The organism is Algoriphagus sp. SE2, from assembly GCF_039563885.1.
GTDB lineage: Bacteria > Bacteroidota > Bacteroidia > Cytophagales > Cyclobacteriaceae > Algoriphagus.
Genome location: NZ_JBCLWJ010000004.1, coordinates 193760 through 213134, shown reverse-complemented (window position 1 = coordinate 213134; position 19375 = coordinate 193760). Strand labels below are relative to the sequence as shown.

Genomic DNA, 19375 nt, shown 5'->3' with positions numbered 1-19375 from the left:
TGAATACAGTGAGAGTTGGAACAAAATGATATGATTATTATGGGTTATTTAGTTTTAATGGCTTTTGCAATAATGGCTTTCTGCTCTTCCACATGAACTTTATTATAGCCAGTTGCTGGAGAAGCAGAGGATTTTCTAGCAATTATATCCATTGGCAACTCTTTATGAAGTAGTCTTAGAATATAATTCCAGTACCCCATATTTTCTGGTTCTTCTTGAACCCAAACAACTTCGGCTCCTTTGTATTTTGACAGAAGATCAAAAATTTGCTTCTTGGGAAGTGGATGAATCTGCTCAATTCTAACAATTGCCACATCTTCAACTTTTTCCTTTTCTCTAGCCTCATCTAAATCATAGAAGATTTTACCAGAACAAAGGATTACTCTTTTTACCTTTTTGGGATCTACAGAAGAATCCAAAATCACTTCTTTAAAAGATCCAGAAGTAAATTCAGAAATTGGAGAAATTACTTTTGGATGTCTCAACAAAGACTTAGGAGACATCACTACACAAGGCTTTCTAAATTCCCATGCAAGTTGTCTTCTTAACAAATGGAAAAAGTTTGAAGGCTCAGTAATATTTGCCACGACCATGTTATACTCTGCCGAAAGCTGAAGGAACCGTTCTGGTCTTGCATTTGAGTGCTCTGGCCCTTGTCCTTCATAACCGTGAGGAAGTAACATTACCAATCCATTCATTCGCTGCCATTTAGACTCACCAGAAGAAATAAACTGATCAATCATTGTTTGAGCTCCATTTGCGAAATCACCAAATTGAGCTTCCCAAATAGTCAAAGAATTAGGATTTGCCATACCATAACCATATTCAAAACCTAAAACTGCATACTCAGAAAGTAGCGAGTTATAAATTTGAAAAAGACCTTTTCTCTCCTTCATTTCCAGCAAGGAATTGTAAGGCTGGTTAGTCGTAGCATCATGGATAACTGCATGCCTATGAGAAAAAGTACCTCGTTGGCAATCCTGTCCTGTAATCCTAACTTGCTTACCTTCAGTCAAAAGAGAACCATAAGCCAATAATTCAGCAGCAGCCCAATTCAACTCCTTAGACTTAAAGAACATGTCTTTCCTCTGCTTCATTTGGGCTTCAATCTGTTTAATTGGCTTAAAACCTTTTGGAATTGTAGTTAAAGCATCTGCCACAACTTTAATAGTTGCTTCATCGACACCAGTTTCCGGAGATTTATCAAAATCTTCAGGCTTTGACCTTCTTAGGTTTCCCCACTCCTGCTCAAACTTTGTAGCTTGATAAGGAAGCGGCTTTTCCTTGACCATATTCAATCGATCCTGGAGCAGTTGTCGGAACTCCTCATCCATTTGAGAGGCTATTTTGGCATCAATATCCCCTCTTTCAGTCAATTTCTTTACATAAATCTCTCTTGGATTTGGGTGTTTGGAAATCAGGTTATACAGTTCAGGTTGAGTAAACTTAGGTTCATCAGACTCATTGTGCCCGTGACGTCTATAACAAACCATATCTACAAAAATATCTTTGCTGAATTTTTGTCTAAATTCTGCAGCGAGTTTTGCTGCAAATACAACAGCTTCAGCATTATCTCCATTCACATGAATAACAGGGGCATCTATGATTTTTGCTACATCAGTACAATAGATGGAAGATCGTGCATCATCAAAATCAGTAGTAAACCCAACTTGATTATTAATTACAAAGTGAATGGTACCACCCGTATTATAACCCTTTAAGTCTGCCATTTGGGTCACCTCATAAACGATTCCCTGCCCTGCAACAGCAGCATCACCATGAATGAGTATAGGAAGTGCTTTTGTTTTATCTCCTTTATGCTCAGTATCAATTTTAGCTCTAATAAATCCTTCTACTACTGGATTCACTGCCTCTAAGTGGGAAGGATTAGGGGCTAATTTCAGATGGACTTTTTTATCTTCTGGTGTTATAATATCACTGGAATAACCCATATGATATTTCACATCCCCATCACCCATGGTTAGATCAGGCTTGGCAGTTCCTTCAAACTCAGAAAAAATCTGTTCATATGTTTTGCCCATGATATTGGCCAAGACGTTTAGCCTACCTCTATGAGCCATCCCTATCATTACTTCCTTAACTCCAAGATTGGCAGATGTATTGATAACCGCATCTAAAAATGCGATTGAACTTTCCCCTCCCTCCAAAGAGAATCTTTTTTGTCCTAAGTATTTGGTGTGAAGAAAATTCTCAAAAACAACTGCCTGGTTCAGTTTAAATAAGATTCTTTTCTTTTCATCTACGGAAGGGTTGAATGCTAAAGCTTCTTTCTCAACTTTCGTTTTAAACCAATCAAGCATTTCCGGATCTCGGATATATAAATATTCAAAACCCATAGGTCCTTCATAGATTTTTTTAAGGGCATCTATGATTGTTGAAAGTTTCGCCTTACCAATTCCTATTTCGTTTCCCGCCTGAAATTCAGTATTCATATCCTCTGGACCAAGTCCAAAGTATTCAGGGTCGATCAGCGCCTTTCTATCTCTTCGTTCTCTAACCGGATTAGTTTTAGATCTTAAATGTGCTCTAGACCTATGTGCATGAATAAGAGCTCTAACCTTGATTTCCTTTGGCAATTGCTCCATGTCCATAATAGTACCTGGAGTAGCCAGAGCACCATTTTTAGGAGCTGGCTTGCCACTTAATGCAGTCTCGGCTCCATTACCATCTACATCATAATTGGTTAAGGCAAAATCAAAACCTTCGAAAAACTCTTTCCAACTTGGGTCTATTGAGGAAGGGTCACTTCTGAAAGAAGCGTATAGCTCATCTATGTAAGAAATATGAGCATTTGCAATAAATGAAAATTTATCCATAATGGGTTATTGAGATCTCTACAAAACTATAAGGATAAATCGATTAAAAAAAACTGCTTATTCGTATTTCCAAATATATAAATTTTGAAATAAAAAAAGCGGTGCTTCAAAAGCACCGCCTTAAATTATATACCTTCTTTAATTATTAATTAAGCGGAGGTAAAGGCTTACCATTCTGAGCTTTTACAGTAACTTCACCAGTTTCTCCATCGGAGTTTAACCAAACGAAGACTAATTCTTCTGGAGTACTGCTTAGTACAGTCATAGAATAAGTAGCTCCATATTTATCAGCACCAGTCATGCTTAGCGTACCGCAAGCATCATTGATCCTAACATCACCAGATCCCCAAGAATCGCCATAACAATCCCAGAAACCAAAGGTTCCGTCTGAAATGGTATATGCACCCGGAGAACTAGAAACTGGAGTCCATGTAGTAGTACCTGAAATAGTACCTGCACATGAACCATATATTGAATCCATATTTGTAGCAGTATATTCATAAGTTCCTCCTAAATCAGAAGGACAAACTACACTTACAAAATACTGGAATGGTGAGTCATAAAATGGCGCACCAGCTACGTTACCTGAAACATTTTCTCTATTGAAAGAACGTCCGAACTTATCATTCAGAATCAAGCTGAATTCAAAAACGTCGCCCCCTTCAATATCCGCAGGAGTAAGTCCAACCGCAGCAATTGCTTCAGCTGCAGTAATTACGAAAGAAGTTCTCAAGAATCTTGATTCACTATTAGGAGCAAAGTCAGATGCTGACAGAGTCTTAATACCTACCGGACCTGCAGAAGGAGTATACTCCAATCCTACACCAGGAATCAATCTTCTATGTTGCACTTCAATTTCTACAGTCTCAACTGTAGCACCATCTTCAGCATCCACAGCCTCTATAGTCAAGGCGAAATCAGAATTTCCTAAATTAAAGAAATTAAATGTGGTACTGGTTCTTTCAATAGTTCTCAAATAAGCTGCAGTATCGAAAGTCGAATACGGGATATTTGGTTCTACAAAGTCTCTACAAGAACTTAGAAACACTACGGCTCCAAGCAGTAAACCAAAAGTATATTTTAACATTTTCATATTATCTTAATTTATTTTGGTTAGTAAACCCAAGCGCTTCCTCCAGGATTGTTATCCCAGAATACTTGTGCTTCAAGTCCAGATTTCTGACTTGCTTTATTATTTGTTACCATGTACACGTTAGGGTACAAGAAAGACCTCGGAAAATCTCCTGGATTCGCTTCAAGGGCCGGTTGCATATTATTTGGCTTCCCAGTTCTTCTGTAAAGGTTATACGATTCTACACCATTACCGAAAAGAGACAACCAATACTCACGACCAATCACATTCATTTTATCTGAAGCATTATCATATTCTGCTCCAACATAATCTAAATATGAATCTATATCGTCATCAAGAGAGGATCCTTGTGAATCAAAGAAATCATTAATTGCTCCAGACTCAGCTGTAGCCAATGCAAAATCTGTTACATATTCCATATGCTTCTGAATACCAGAAAGCATATAATTTTTCGCAGCAGCAGCATCACCATTGATCTCAAGAGCTGCTTCTGCAAGCATAAAATCAACATAAGCAGCAAGCATAATAGGATAGATACCTTCACCCTGAGCACCCAAAGAAGGGTTATTTACAGGAGCTGCAGAATCATCATCAAATCTTCCACCTACAGGGTAAATACCCCACATAGTTCTTCTCAATCCATCTGGCGGAACTCCGTCTGGATCTAAGTGATCACGACCCCAGTATCCTCTATCACCTGGAAGACAGTAAATATATCCTCCAGATAAGTAATGAGGAGGAGCTATCTGATTGATACACTCGATTTCGTCCGCATTAGTAGAATTTACCAACGTTTGACGATACCAGTAGAATCTAGCTCTAGGATCATCAAATCCTTTAGCTTCTGTCATATGCCACATATAGAAAGTAGAGTGATATGTGCCTCCACCAGAAGTATAGGAACCTACAAAGTTAGGATGTCTAGCATCAGGGTTAGCTCTAGAAGTACCGAATCTAAATACAAAATCATCTCCAGCACCTATCATATTGTTTTCTGCAATGAGAGCATTAATACCAGATCCTGCTGTTCCAGCATCAGTTAATCTAAGATTAAGAAAATACCTTAATTTTAAAGTATTCACCAATTTAATCCACTTTGTATAGTCTCTTCCATAATAATAATCATTTGGAGAACCAGAGCTTACAGGTGCGGCAAAATGAGCTGCTGCTTCATTAAGTTTTGCAAAAGCTGCGTCGTAGATTGACTTTCCAGGATCTATACTTGGATTGAATTCTTCTGGATTTAAAGCCTCAGAGTAAGGCACATCGCCAAAAGCATCCACCAAATGGAATAAAGTCATTGCCTCAATCGTTTTGGCAATTCCTAGATGTCTTTGCAAATCGGCTTCTTCTGCCAATGGCTCCAAGAATTTGATATCTGCAAGAATATTAGAATATGAGTTATTCCACCATCCATTTCCGGCAGAAACAGGATATGCATTTTCATAAAGTGCACTCCCTTGATTCACAATTCTAGTAAGAGACATTCCACTATTACTGAGTCCCTGATAGAAATTTCTATAATCCAATTGAATTCTGTTAAGAATAAAGTCTGGATTAGCTGTTGAGGCAGTCACTGCATTTGGATCATCAAGCAAATCTAAATCGCAAGACGAGGCAAAAAGCATGGTTGCTGCACACAACAGAGTATATATATATTTTTTCATAGTAATATCAGTTTTGGGATTAGAATGCAAGAGTTACAGTTCCACCAAATCTTCTGGAGCTCGGGCCAGTTACAAAGTCGAAACCAAGACCGTTACCTACACCAGTACCCAACACGTCTACATCATAGTTCATGTTTGGAGGGAAGTTCAATGCTCTGAACCATAGATTGCTACCACTAATCGCGATAGAAGCTCTCTTGAATGGAGTTTTTGCTATCAAAGTTGAAGGTAGCTCATATCCCAAAGAAAGTTCACGAAGACGAATCATAGAGCCATCAAATACATTTGCCTCATCTGCTCCTAGGTGATACCCACCAAAGAAGTAATCAGAAGCAGTGATTTGAATATCATTTGGAGTTCCATCTTCTTTTACACCAGGCATGATAAATGTCATCTCTCTATCAACCACTGGATCTTTTGTAACACCCCGTGCTAATGTTCCAGTAACTGTATTGGAGAAAATTGCTCCTTTATGTCTGTACTCCAACATAGCATTCAAAGTGAACCCTTTGAATGAGAAAGTATTAATCCATGAACCATTCCATTTCGGATTTGGATCACCTAAAATTTTCAATTCTGGATCTTGCTTTTGAAGACCATTGGATAAGATTACTGGAAGACCTGATTGCTCATCTCTTTCAAAACCAATACCTTTAATTACGTTGAAAGGCTCGCCAGGAATAGCAAAGTTACCTAAGGTAGTAAAACCGGCAACAACGATTTCTTCCAAACCATCACCAAGTTCCATTGTTACAGAACGGTATAAACCCCAGTTTACAATAGAATTCCAAGTGAATCCTGATGCAGTTGAGACTGGTGTTACATTCGCCTGCAATTCAATACCCCTTGTTCTGATCTTACCTACGTTAATTGCAGTAGAAGTAAATCCAGTAGAAGGATCAATCGGAGCTTGTGTAATCAAATCGTTTGTGTTCTTCTCATACAAGGAAAGATCAAATCTTAACTTGTTATTAAACATTACTGCTTCAACACCAAATTCTATTTCTTCCTGAAGTTCTGGTTTCAAGTTAGGGTTACCCAATACATTAGATACTGAGTGAGTTTGAGTCACTTGACCATCTCTGGAGAATGCAATTGCTTCTTGAGCTAAGGTATTTCTAGTTCTATATGGATTTGGGAATCCAGCAGAAGTACCATAACCTAATCTCAATTTCAAGTCATTGATAGTGGAAGAATTCCAATCAAATGCAGTACTTGGAATGAAAGAAACCGAAGCTCCTGGGTAAAGGATACTTCTATTCTCTTTTTCAACTGTTGAAGTCCAATCATTTCTTGCCGAAATATTCAAGTACAAATAGTTTGAATAATCAAAGGTCAAGTTTGCATAAACCCCCATTCTTCTCTGCTCTTGAAGACGGTTTAAGCCCCCTTCATTTGCACTAGTGAAGTTACCATGATTGAAAAGTCCGAAAGCCAATTGATTTTGAGACTCAATTCCAGTTCTAGTAAACGAATCATATCTAGAGTTACCTCCCAATAATGCACTCATGCCAAAATTATCAGAAAATTCTTTCTTCCAGTTCAAGATCAAATCCTGATTCCAAATCGTATTTACAATATTTGCAGTTTCATACAAACCAGATTGGATAGCAGCACTACCACTACCTGCTCCTTTATTGTATCTCTTCTCTTGAATTTCAGTATAGGTATCCAATCCGATTCTATAGGTAACTGAGAAATCATCATTCAAATCATAATTGATAGAAGTTGAGTTGAAGAAACGATTTACATCAGAAGTATTTTGATAATACTTTGCCAACCAATTTGGGTTAACAATATTATTAGCACCTCTATAGTAAACAGAGCTATTATCTACTGGATTCTCAAAAGGTAATCCTCCTAAATCAACAGATCTAGGCGTATACAATACGTGTGCAAATACTGAAGGAATTCCGCCTGAAGGTCCAGAACCAAAAGCTGCGTTAACTGGAGGAGACTGAAGATCTGTGATTGCAAAAGTAAATGAAGAATTGATAGACAACTTATCAGTTACAGCAGAATTTACACCCAAACCGAAGTTATACTTTTTCAATTCATTACCTGGAGTAAATCCTTCTTCGTCAGTATATCCAAAGCTAGCATTGAAACCTGTTCTGTCAGATCCTCCAGAAATTTGAACCGAAGTATTTGAAATCAAACCAGTTCTAAAGAAAATTTCAGATGGATCAGCATATGCTTTGTACTCATATTGAACTGGAGTACCGCCAACAATTCCATCTACCCAAAATTGAGGGAATGCCTCTCTAATGGAAGCAATAGAAGAAGATGCATACGGGTGATTTACAGTGATACCAGCATCTAATCTCGGACCGAAGTTAGAGAAGAAGAAACCTGGAGCCTGCTGGAATCCATTTCCATAAGTAGTACCATACGTTGGCAAAGATGCCGCCTCATTAGTAAAAATAGATTGATTGATAGTTACTTCAGCAGCTTTTCTTTTAGAAGCACCTGATTTAGTAGTAATCAAAATTACACCGTTTCTTCCTTGGTCACCGTAAAGTACAGTTGCAGAAAGACCTTTCAATACAGACATGCTCTCGATGTTATTTGGATCAATGTCCAAGAAACGAGAAGAAGTAGTGGCACCACCCGTGGTAAATCCATTGGTGTTGTTAGTACTTGTGTTGAAAGGAACCCCATCCACTACGAATAGCGGCTGGTTAGAACCGGTAGCAGAAGAATAACCTCTGATAACCATGTTTGTACCTGAACCAGACATACCGTTAGTTGAAGTAATGTTCACACCTGGAACTTTTCCTTGCAACACTCGGGCAACGTCTCCTTCAGGACGATTCTCAAGTTGCTCGTCACCTACTGTGGTAACTGCATAACCCAAGGCCTTTTTCTCCCTTTCGATACCAATCGCTGTTACTACCACTTCGGATAGTTGAGCCGCATCAGTTGTCAGGGTGACATTAATAATGGTTCTGTTGCCGATAGCCTCTTCCGCAGATACAAGACCTACAAAAGAGAAAATCAATACATCAGAACCGGCTGGCACATTAATGGAATAATTACCATCCAAATCGGTGGTAGTACCCACTGTTGTACCTTTCACGAGGACGGTTGCTCCTGGCAAACCAAGTCCGTCTTCCTCGGAAATTACCGTACCGGTAATTACCCGTTGCTGCGCCGACACCTCATAACTGAGGGCCATGGTGAAAAGCGCAACAACAAAGAGTAAAGCTTTTCTCATAAGGTATTTAGTTTAGTTGATAGGTGTAAAGAAAAATTATTTGAATCTAATTTCAAAATAGTGCCCAATATGAAAAAATACTTGTTTAAAGTAAATTATTTATTTGTTTAATACAATAATTATTATTGAAATTACTTTAATCCATGTTTTATTATATTAAATGCTATTTAAACGTAAAAATATCGATTAGCGGTTGATTATTTGTTTTAAAGGCTGAAAACAGTAATAATTTGGAAACAGAAACATTTTTAACAAATATTAACTGATTTAAGAGCAAAATTCAGCTTCTTCAGAATAAAATTCTGAAAAACTCCATATTTACAATTTGAAAAAAAAAATTATTGTTTGGAAAAAAAATTTTTTTCGAGTTTATAACCTATTTACAGTCTATTTTCAGAATAAATAAAATGCTTTTCATTTTAATAAAAAATTTTATTCTTATTATTTGATTTAAACAAGAGATAAAAACGATAATTCTGTTAAAACCAATCATTAAGGGGTGAAAAAATTATCATTTTGGTTCTTTTTTTGTCAATAATTTAAAAAGTGGTTTAAAAAACTAGGGAATTCGTAAAATTAGAATGAATATCTTAAAGTGAAGGCTGTTTCGTCCCACCATAGCCCAGTAAAGTCTTGAAAATTATAAGAAGGCTTCCAATCTAAGCTTATAAACCAGTTTGATCTATTGATATTATAGTCAAGACCAACAATCGCATCTACTCCGAATGCAGCATAATCTTCTGTTGCTTTATATACCCAAGGCGGCTCGCTTTTCCCAACTTTCCAAACTCCATAATGACCGCCACCTCCGATATACCATTCCAATCCCTCAAATTCTCGGATATCCATATGATGCTCAAAAAGTAAGTTCCCCACCCAACCTTTCCAACGGGTATAAACCATCAATTCTACTGCATCATGATCTGTAACAAACCTTTTAACAGATCCTCCAACACTTGTTCCACCTCTTATTCCAACTGTCGTATTGTATGCCCCGATCTGGGACTTTGCTTCAGGAATAAAACAAAACGCTGAAAGGATAAAAAATGCCACAACAAAGAAATTCTTATTCATAAAGGAAGTTTTGAAATGATTTTGGTCAAAAAGTAAAAACTTTTTCCCCAGTAATACAATAATCTAAGGGTATATCATGCAATTCTGAAGGAATTTTAGTTAAAGGAGGGAAAAAACTTAATCCCATTTTTACTACTTCAGGATCTAGGACTGAGAGAAATTTATCATAATACCCTTTTCCAAAACCAATCCTATCTCCATTTAAATCAAAAGCTAAAAGTGGGACTAAGACCAATTGAAGATCTTTTGTGCTCACTACTTCAGATTCTATTGGAGTCGGAATCCCTAAAGAATCAATTTGGTATTTTGTTTCCGGATAAACTTTAACCGTATCCATTGTCAATTGCTCATGCCTCACAAAGGAAGTGTAAACCGATTTCCCCTGCTCAAATAAAAAATCCCGGATCAATAGCGTATTTACCTCATTTTGCCGCGCTATCGGCAAAAATATATGGAAATGGTTTATCTCTGGTTTTAAAACTAACCATTTTTTGAATTGAAGTAAGATAGCTTCCGAAAGCCTATTTACCTCCTCTACTGAAAGTGACTTTCTTTTTTGCTTATACTTTTTGCGAATAGATTCTTTTTCAGAACTCATAGATCCAAAACCATCATACGGAAGTCGAGAGGATCAAAACAAGCAAGCAAATCATCTATCAGCTCAGGCTGAGATAAATAAAACTGCATCATATTCACTACCCTTTCCTGAGGGGCTCCTCCTGGCTTTATAAAATCCTCAATAGCCTTAGCTCTATTGATTTGAATCTCAAGTCTTCTTTCTTCAGCTTTTCTTAACTTTCGGCTCATCTGCTCCAAAATCTTTAAGGACCGTACTTTACCGGCCTCAAAAGCCTGTTTTAAACTTGCCTCTAAATTAGCCGCTTCATCTCCCTTCTTTTCAAAGATAGTCGCAATAATTTCTTTTTGTTTTGCCAATTCTATGTCTAAGCTGCTTTCTGATAGCACAAAATCTTTTTTCCAGCTTTCAAATGATCTAAACACCTCTTCATTGCTCCAATCTAATTGATTAATTTTTTTCCGAATATGGTCTGGGATCAATAGGGCAAAATTCCTCGGAAGAAGAATAGGAAATGGGACATCAAAATTTTCAAACACTCCTTTAAGTTGAAGCCAATAGACAACTTCGGCAGGACCACCTAAATAAGCGAGATTAGGTAAGATCATTTCTTGATACAAGGGGCGTAAAACCACATTAGGACTAAAACGCTCTGGATTTTTCTCTATTAATTTTTCAAGATCTGATTTGGAAAACCTTAAATCCGTATTTAATACAAAATATTCATCTCCATGCGCCTCAATTCTTTCTCTTATTCCTTTATCCAAATAAAAGAAGTTAATTTCTCTTGGAAAGATTTGCCCTTTGTATCCCATTCCTTCAAGTTCCTCTGTGGCTTTTTCAGCTTTCTGAAATGGCTGATGCTCAAAAAGATCATTTTTGATCACCGAAGAAAACAATGATTTTAATGAAGAATCATGTCCATCCACAATCACCAAGCCTTCTTCACCAAATAGATGATTGACATATTTTCTAACTGCTTCAGCTAAAGTTTTTGAAGATGTGTATGCCTCTTTAAAAAAATCCGGCGCAAAGGGTACTGTTTTTAAATAATCCTTGAATGTTGAATCCAACTCAAAATCACCAACTGCTCCACTTTGATTTGAATCCCACTGATATTTCTTTTCATCAAGTTTAAAATAATTGATCTCATCAAAATCATGATCTTCTGAAGCCATCCAATAAACTGGAATAAAATTATTTCCAGGATACGTTTCAGAAAGCTTTTTAGCAAGATTAATAGTAGAGACAATTTTATAAATAAAATACAATGGCCCTGTAAATAAATTAAGTTGATGCCCGGTGGTTACCGTATAGGTATTTTCCAATTCCAAGCTTTTGATATTGGATTCTACCTTAGGTCCTATTTCGGATCCCAAATACTGATTGGATAAGGCTTCAACCAAAACTTTCCGATTGGCTATCGGGAAGCTTCTAGATTTAATGGCATTTTTAAAACTTTCCAATGAAGGGCTGTAAGAATAAAAGGGCTTTAGTTCTTTTTTTCCTTTTATATAATCCATGAAAAATTTAGAAAATTGTCCTGTTTTATCTAGATCTACGCAATGTTTTTTCATGGTTGGATAGGGTGAAGTATATTTTGGCAAGCTAACTTAGTGACTTAAACCAAAGTTCGGCTTTTTTTGTAAAAAAATTGAAAAGCTTTATTCAACGGTAATTTCAGAGGATAATTCTACTATTATTTTTCAATTGCAACGAAGTAAAAGAGTTTCAGTTTCACCCTAATTCAGGAAAAGCTTAGTTTTGTCCCCAATTTAACATGCTACCGTATCATCAATTCTACTTAAATAATGGGCTAGAGGTTATCGTCCATGAAGATCACAGCAGTAAAATGGCTGTGTTTAATTTACTCTATAAAGTAGGTTCTCGAAATGAAAACCCAGGAAAAACCGGATTGGCACATTTCTTTGAACACCTGATGTTTGGGAGCTCAAAAAATGTCCCGGTTTTTGACCGGGAGTTAGAACGTGTCGGTGGATCTTGTAATGCATTCACTAGCCCTGACATCACTAATTATTATATTTCCCTTCCTGCGAGTAATATTGAGACTGCTTTTTGGCTAGAGTCAGATAGGATGCTTCAGCTCACTTTGAGTGAAAAGACTATTGAAACTCAAAGAAAAGTGGTTATTGAGGAATTCAAACAGCGGTACTTAAATCAGCCTTATGGTGATATTTGGCATCATCTGAGAGATTTAGCTTATACAAAGCATCCTTATCGGTGGCCTACCATTGGGCAGGATTTAAAAGACATCGAAGGTTACAATAAAGATGACATTTGGGATTTTTATAAATCTCATTATAGTCCTGATAATGCAATATTAGTAGTGGGAGGGAACGTTTCACTATCTCAAATCGAAGCCTTGGCTAAAAAATGGTTTGCTCCTATCAAACCTTCAGTGAAAACCCGATCTGAAATAACCCAGGAACCTGAGCAAAAACAAATGCGGATAAAGAAAGTAATGGCCAAAGTACCTACTGATGCATTATATAAAGCTTTTAAAATACCAGGGAAAAATGAATCTGGATATGCAGAAGCAGATCTCATTTCTGATTTAATGGGTTTTGGTAAATCCTCTATTTTGGAGCAAAAACTAGTAAAGAATGGGAAATTATTTGCATCAATAGGTGGATATGTCTTAGGGTCAGTAGACCCAGGACTTTTGGTTTTTTCGGGTAAAATGGAATCAGGCGTGTCTTCTGAAGAGGCTGAGGTAGCTTTAGACCAAGAGATTCAATCATTTATAGATAATAAAATCGAAGATAATTCTCTCCAAAAGATCAAAAACCAAGATGAGGCAATGAAATCATATGAATCTATTCAATTGTTGAATCGAGTTTATAACTTGGCCTATTATGCCCATCTCGGAAGCCCTGACCTTTATATGGAAGAATTCGAAAATAAATCCAAAATCAATTCAGAAGAATTATCATCATGGGCAAAAAAGATTCTAATCGATGAAAAATCCTCTGTCATTCATTATAAATCTATCTCTTCATGAATACATTTAGAATAGGCATGGGCTATGATGTCCACCAATTAAAAGAAGGTTATGACTTTTGGCTAGGCGGAATCAAGCTAGCGCATGAAAAAGGAGCAGTAGGTCACTCAGATGCAGATGTGTTAATCCATGTCATTTGCGATGCCTTGCTCGGAGCTGCTAATATGCGGGATATTGGGCATCATTTTTCAGATAAAGACCCAAAATATAAAGGTATTGACAGCAAAATCCTTTTACGTGAAGTATTGGAACTTATCAGGGAAAACGGATACGAGGTAGGTAATATTGATACAACAATTTGCCTTCAAAACCCAAAGATCAACCCTCACATTCCTGCTATGAAGACATGTTTATCCGAAGTGATGAACGTTTCAGAAGATTCTATTTCCATCAAAGCCACAACAACAGAATGGCTTGGGTTTGTAGGTCGAGAAGAAGGTGTTTCCGCTTATTGTGTTGCTTTAATCTATCAAGTATGAGTGAAAAACTAAAATTAATTATTACTGAGGATGGGTCTCACTCGCTTTATAATGAAGAGCTAAAAGAGACGTATCATAGTTTTCATGGAGCATTAAAAGAATCTATACACGTTTTCATGCTTTACGGGTTAGATTCTTGGTTGATGGAAAACCCAAACAGAAGACCTTTGAGGATATTTGAGGTTGGATTCGGTACAGGTCTTAATGCCTGGTTAACTCTAATTTGGGCTGAACAAAACCAAGTGCCTGTTTTATATCATACAATCGAGCCTTTTCCACTTTCTGAGGAAATTTATTCTCAACTAAATTACGGTGATCTGGACGATGGCTTTTTTCATTATAAGCCGTATCTCAAAAGATTACACAAAAAGGCATGGGATGAAGGATCAGCGGTTTCTGAATATTTCAACATGAAAAAAGAAATAACTACTTTGGAGGAAGTTATTCTTTACCCAAGTGATGTCGTATTTTTTGATGCCTTTGCTCCAACCAAAAATCCTGAATTGTGGGAAAAGCCTCTTTTACAAAAAGTTTATGATTCGATGAATCCAGGGGGAATCTTCACTACTTATTGCGCGATGGGAAAACTGAAAAGGGATCTCAAGGAAATTGGTATGGAAGTAGAAACCCTGCCAGGCCCCCCAGGCAAAAAAGAAATGACCAGAGGCTGGAAAAAACCAAAACCACAGGAATAATATCTTACTAATGTGGATGTAAAACCTTAATAAAAGAGAATGAAAAAAAGATTTTTTCATTCTCTTTTTTCTTGAAAATCACTTTTGGTTAGCTTTTTGTCCTTCATAAATCATTTATTGAAAAAGATATAATTATGATGCTTGGAATACTTCTTCTGTTCCTTAATTTTCTTCCAAATCAAATTTCCGAAGCTGGTCAAGCCAAATTAGAGAAAATGGTTAAAGAACGTGATGCCTTAACTGCAGAATGGAAGCGATCTGAAAGTAAAAAATCAGGAATCTTCGGCAATCGCACCAAAAAGGATATGATTGAAACGAACCAATGGCTGGAAAGAATTTTGGCAAAAGACAATCTGATCATGGACGAACTTCGAATGATTGGCGATATAGAAACCAGCGTAGCAACTCAAACTGGAGATGATTATAAAGCAATTACTTTGAACTTAGAACAGGATGTACAAGCTCTCAGAAGGGCAATGGATGAAAAGGATAAAACTATAGAAGAAATGCTGGCTACTCGAAGAACTTTTGAATGGACTACTGTAATTTTTTTCCTTGGTACCCTAGGATTTGGATACTGGGTTTATAGAATTAAAAAGACAACTTAACCAAGCCCCAAAAACGTATTAAGAGAAAACTCCATCAATTCTGAATCTAACCGAATTATTTTTAGTTTTTAAGCTTCGCTATTGGAGTTCTGGCACCTTTCGTTTTTTGCTCTACTTCAACTAGAATCTCGGCATCCAAGGGTAAGAATAAATCAACTCTGGATCCGAATTTAATAAAGCCAAATTCTCCTCCTTGGTCTAATTTTGATCCTTCTTTAACATACCATTTGATTCTTCTGGCTACAGCTCCCGCAATTTGCCTCACCAAAATCTTTGTGCCTTTTTGATCTCTTAAGACCATCGTAGTACGTTCATTTTCGGTACTTGACTTAGGATGCCAAGCAACCAAGTATTTACCGGGATGGTATTTAAAAAATTCAACAATTCCTTTTATCGGAGATCTGTTGACATGTACATTTATTGGGGACATGAAAATAGATACTTGGATTCTTTTTTCTTTAAGGTATTCATCTTCTAATGTTTCTTCAATCACTACAACCTTTCCATCCGCTGGCGCAAAAACAACACCTTCTTCATTTGGCAAAGGGAATACAGGGTTTCTAAAAAACTGCAAGACCAACAGGTATATAATAATACTACCCAGCATCGATACGTTCAACATTAAAATTTGCTCTGGAAAAAAATAATAAAGCAAATAATTCAAAGCTACCAGGATGATCATCATCCAAAAAAGCAAAACTCTTCCTTCTCTGTGTATTGTCATATCGGGATCAAATAAAAGGCGTGGATTTTGGTCCACGCCTCAAAGATAAGCGATTCTATTGATTGATTAAATATTAGAAGCCTCCACGATAGGTATAAGTCTTTGCTACTTTATCTATAGCCACGATATATGCTGCGATTCTCATCGGCACCTCATACTTCTGAGAAGCTTGATACACATGATCAAAAGCATCTTTCATAATTCGATCAGATCTTCTATTGACACGATCTGCAGTCCATTTATAACCTAATCTATTTTGAACCCATTCGAAGTAAGAAACGGTAACTCCGCCTGCATTGGCTAAAATATCCGGTACCGCCATAATTCCTTTTTCGTTAATGATAGCATCTGCTTTTGCCGAAGTAGGCCCATTTGCTCCTTCTACGATCAATTTCGCCTTAATTTTATCAACATTATGAATAGTGATTACATCTTCTACTGCAGCAGGAACCAAAACGTCCACCTCCAACAACAATAATTCTCCTGGATCAGACAATTTCTCAGCCCCTTTAAAACCCTCTAAAGTTCCGTTGTTATTATCTCTGTAAGAAACAGCCTCCTGAATGTTAATTCCATTACTATTATAGTAGGCACCGGAAATATCGGAAACTGAAACAATTTTCAAACCTCTTTCCTCTAGCAATAAAGCAGCCCAAGAACCTACATTACCAAATCCTTGTACTGCGCAAGTCGCCTGAAAAGGATTGATTTTAAGTTTTTGCATCGCTGCCAAAGCAGAAACCATCACGCCACGTCCTGTTGCTTCAGTTCTTCCAAGAGACCCACCCAAAACTAAAGGCTTTCCAGTGACTACCGCATTTACAGTCATACCTTGCGCTTTTGAATACTCATCCATTAACCAGGCCATTTCTCGAGGTCCTGTTCCCATATCTGGTGCTGGAATATCCTTATCTGGACCAAATACATCGATCATAGACAAGGTATATGCTCGAACAAGTCTTTCAATTTCACCTTTGGACATTTCACGGGGATTACAACGTACTCCTCCTTTTCCTCCTCCATAAGGAATATCAACTACAGCACATTTCCAGGTCATCCATGCAGCAAGTGCTTTTACCTCATCTAAATGAACGTCCGGAGCAAATCTAATTCCGCCTTTTGCTGGACCAAGAATGTTAGAATGGATAACTCTGATTCCTTCGAAAACCTTAATTTTTCCATTATCCATGGTAATAGGTAAGGAAACGATAACTTGTTTTGCTGGATTTTTTAAGACGCTGTAAACCTCGTCTGATAGACCAAGTTTTTCTGCGGCAATGTTAAATCTCTCCATCATTGACTCCAATGGATTTTCTTTATCCATTATCGGAGCAGGTTCGATATAAGCCATATTGGGTTTTTATTTAGAATATCAAATTCGACGCAAAATTAAGTAGTTTTTCAGGATACAGGTGCAGATATTAGAATATTTTCAAAAATGCTGTGATAAAAGGAGCAGAAAGCAACAATCCGTCAAAACGATCCATAAATCCTCCATGTCCCGGCAAGATTTGACCGCTATCTTTTATCTCAATAGAACGCTTAAATAAGGATTCTATAAGATCACCATAGGTACCTGCGATAATGATTATACCAGAGATAACTAGCCATTTCCAATCATCTAGTACTTTGAAATATCTTGCCAAAACAAAGGCTACAGCAATTGCAGAAAATGCTCCTCCCAAAAATCCTTCCCAGGATTTTTTAGGGGATACCCGCTCAAATAATTTTGTTTTTCCAAACTTGGTTCCTGCGAAATAAGCTCCGGTATCACTTGCCCATAATATTAATAGACAACCTATCAAAATTTCGAAATGATATACTTGATTTACAGAAAAGACCGCCAGATTCAATAAAGAAAAAGGAACCGCTACGTAAAAAATACCCAAATAAGTGTAGGCAACGCCAGTGAATGGTTTTTTGTCAGTTTTTCGATAAAGCTTAATGAAAAAAGTTAAAGAAACCAATGGAAACATCAGATAGAGATACTCATTTCTGAATTGTTCTTTTTCTATCAAAAATGTCAATGTAAATATCATTAGACCTAAAAAAGTCCCAAAACTCTTCAAAGGCAGCATCCCATCTAAGCCTGACAGCTTATAAAACTCCATTTGTGAGAATCCCAAAATGACAGCAAAAATTATAAAATATGTCCAATCTGAATAAATACTTCCCAATACAACTACCAAAGCTCCTATAAATGCAGTGATTGCTCTTTGTCCTAAATTACTATAGTTGTTAATATTAAAACGTGATCTCATTCTGGATTATATTGGTTGCATGCAGTAGGTCCTCTTTCAAAACTAAAACCTCATAGGTTCCAAATATCTGATATACAGTTTCTTTTTTATTTAAAACCACTGCCCTTATTTCATTTTCTTCTAAAACGCCCTTGACAATTTCTGCCCTTATTTGCTCTCCCGATTCAAATACTTTAACCCAATTGTCCATCCTCTGATATTTTCATTTTCTTAAGGTAATAGATTCCAGCTATAAGAACCAATAGGCCGAGCAAAGCTGCTGAATAAGAAACATCATCAGTGGATTCCAAATCAAATTCGATCATTCCTTGATTTGACATATAAACCATGATCACAGTAAAGCTATTATTGAAAATGTGCGCAAGAATCGGATATATCAAGCTACCTGTAAACAAATACAAATACCCAAAAATCGCTCCGAGGAAAACCCTAGGCAAAAACCCATAAAACTGTAAATGGATCGATGAAAAAATAATTGCTGTAACCCAAATTCCCCAATGGCTTGATCTTAAGTATCTATGCATTTTTGGCTGAACCAAGCCTCTGAAGAAAATTTCTTCGCCAATTCCAGCAAAAACTCCAATCACTAAGACCCCTGTTAATAATTCAGGAACAGTTTGAAAATCAGTTAGAAATTTAGTCAATTCCATTAATTGATCTTCTGTTGCTTTCATCCATTCCTCAATTTCAGACATGGAATCAGGGAGTGCCAGATTTGAATTAAAATAGACTAAAAAGGCATTAAATAGCATTCCGCCAAAAATAATTGCTAATACAACGACAAATGCTTTCCATTGGAATCTAGAAATCTGAACATACCAATGAAGATCAGCTTTCTCGATATAATGTATAATTATCCAAGCAGCAACCCAAAAACCAATTCCAGAGCCAATCCCTTGAACAAAAAGCATTGCCATCCTTCCATTTGGTACATCAAAATTCCCATTTAAGAGACCTAAAAGGTCGTTAATAGGAACATCAAAAAGCACTGGAACAAATGCGAGAGCAACTCCCTGCAACAATAATAAAACTCCAAAAGCAACTAAAACTGTGACAATCAGGGATAAAAGCCAGTTTTTTCTTTCTGCTATTTCAGAGTGTGTTTCGTAAATCTCCATATT

General features: G+C 36.9%; 16 protein-coding genes. 4 read left to right on the top strand and 12 right to left on the bottom strand.

All coding sequences use genetic code 11. The features are described from left to right. Positions 1-44 precede the first annotated feature (44 nt). The 7 genes from AAGF08_RS06930 to bshC form a co-directional block, all read right to left on the bottom strand. Complete coding sequence (locus AAGF08_RS06930) at positions 45-2837, bottom strand: 2-oxoglutarate dehydrogenase E1 component (protein WP_343510421.1); 2793 nt, start codon at positions 2835-2837, stop codon at positions 45-47. 145 nt (positions 2838-2982) lie between these two features. Then, positions 2983-3930 carry a hypothetical protein gene (locus tag AAGF08_RS06925; RefSeq protein WP_343510420.1) on the bottom strand — a complete coding sequence of 316 codons (948 nt, stop codon included), beginning with the start codon at positions 3928-3930 and terminating at the stop codon, positions 2983-2985. Positions 3931-3950: 20 nt separating this feature from the next. Then, a complete protein-coding gene (locus tag AAGF08_RS06920; protein WP_343510419.1) occupies positions 3951-5597 on the bottom strand; it encodes a SusD/RagB family nutrient-binding outer membrane lipoprotein in 1647 nt (548 codons plus the stop codon). A 19-nt stretch (positions 5598-5616) separates the two neighbouring features. Beyond that, positions 5617-8814 carry a SusC/RagA family TonB-linked outer membrane protein gene (locus AAGF08_RS06915; protein ID WP_343510418.1) on the bottom strand — a complete coding sequence of 1066 codons (3198 nt, stop codon included), beginning with the start codon at positions 8812-8814 and terminating at the stop codon, positions 5617-5619. A 576-nt stretch (positions 8815-9390) separates the two neighbouring features. Next, a complete protein-coding gene (locus tag AAGF08_RS06910; RefSeq protein WP_343510417.1) occupies positions 9391-9888 on the bottom strand; it encodes a hypothetical protein in 498 nt (165 codons plus the stop codon). Between the two features lie 25 nt (positions 9889-9913). Further along, entirely contained in the window at positions 9914-10486 is a 573-nt protein-coding gene (locus AAGF08_RS06905; RefSeq protein ID WP_343510416.1) for a 5-formyltetrahydrofolate cyclo-ligase, read from the bottom strand. After that, complete coding sequence (gene bshC, locus AAGF08_RS06900; RefSeq protein WP_343510415.1) at positions 10483-12042, bottom strand: bacillithiol biosynthesis cysteine-adding enzyme BshC; 1560 nt, start codon at positions 12040-12042, stop codon at positions 10483-10485. Before bshC ends, AAGF08_RS06905 begins: the two co-directional genes overlap by 4 nt. A gap of 203 nt (positions 12043-12245) precedes the next feature. Here bshC and AAGF08_RS06895 point away from each other — a divergent pair, with 203 nt between their 5' ends. The 4 genes from AAGF08_RS06895 (at position 12246) to AAGF08_RS06880 (ending at position 15269) form a co-directional block, all read left to right on the top strand. Further along, positions 12246-13487 carry a pitrilysin family protein gene (locus AAGF08_RS06895; RefSeq protein ID WP_343510414.1) on the top strand — a complete coding sequence of 414 codons (1242 nt, stop codon included), beginning with the start codon at positions 12246-12248 and terminating at the stop codon, positions 13485-13487. Beyond that, positions 13484-13966, top strand: coding sequence for a 2-C-methyl-D-erythritol 2,4-cyclodiphosphate synthase (ispF, locus tag AAGF08_RS06890; protein WP_343510413.1), 483 nt, complete (start codon positions 13484-13486; stop codon positions 13964-13966). Before AAGF08_RS06895 ends, ispF begins: the two co-directional genes overlap by 4 nt. Beyond that, a complete protein-coding gene (gene mnmD / locus AAGF08_RS06885) occupies positions 13963-14661 on the top strand; it encodes a tRNA (5-methylaminomethyl-2-thiouridine)(34)-methyltransferase MnmD (RefSeq protein WP_343510412.1) in 699 nt (232 codons plus the stop codon). The genes ispF and mnmD overlap by 4 nt, the downstream gene beginning before the upstream one ends. Before the next feature lie 134 nt (positions 14662-14795). Continuing rightward, positions 14796-15269, top strand: a complete 474-nt coding sequence (locus tag AAGF08_RS06880) for a Clp protease ClpB (protein WP_343510411.1) — start codon at positions 14796-14798, stop codon at positions 15267-15269. Between the two features lie 61 nt (positions 15270-15330). On the opposite strand, the gene AAGF08_RS06875 is transcribed toward AAGF08_RS06880, so the two are convergent. From AAGF08_RS06875 to AAGF08_RS06855, 5 genes are all read right to left on the bottom strand, one after another. Further along, entirely contained in the window at positions 15331-15993 is a 663-nt protein-coding gene (locus tag AAGF08_RS06875) for a phosphatidylserine decarboxylase family protein (protein ID WP_343510410.1), read from the bottom strand. A 73-nt stretch (positions 15994-16066) separates the two neighbouring features. Then, a complete protein-coding gene (locus AAGF08_RS06870) occupies positions 16067-17344 on the bottom strand; it encodes a Glu/Leu/Phe/Val dehydrogenase (protein ID WP_343510409.1) in 1278 nt (425 codons plus the stop codon). 70 nt (positions 17345-17414) lie between these two features. After that, entirely contained in the window at positions 17415-18254 is an 840-nt protein-coding gene (locus tag AAGF08_RS06865; RefSeq protein WP_343510408.1) for a phosphatidate cytidylyltransferase, read from the bottom strand. Next, entirely contained in the window at positions 18238-18444 is a 207-nt protein-coding gene (locus tag AAGF08_RS06860) for a DUF2007 domain-containing protein (RefSeq protein WP_343510407.1), read from the bottom strand. Before AAGF08_RS06860 ends, AAGF08_RS06865 begins: the two co-directional genes overlap by 17 nt. Beyond that, positions 18428-19372, bottom strand: coding sequence for a CPBP family intramembrane glutamic endopeptidase (locus AAGF08_RS06855; RefSeq protein ID WP_343510406.1), 945 nt, complete (start codon positions 19370-19372; stop codon positions 18428-18430). Before AAGF08_RS06855 ends, AAGF08_RS06860 begins: the two co-directional genes overlap by 17 nt. Positions 19373-19375: the final 3 nt, after the last annotated feature.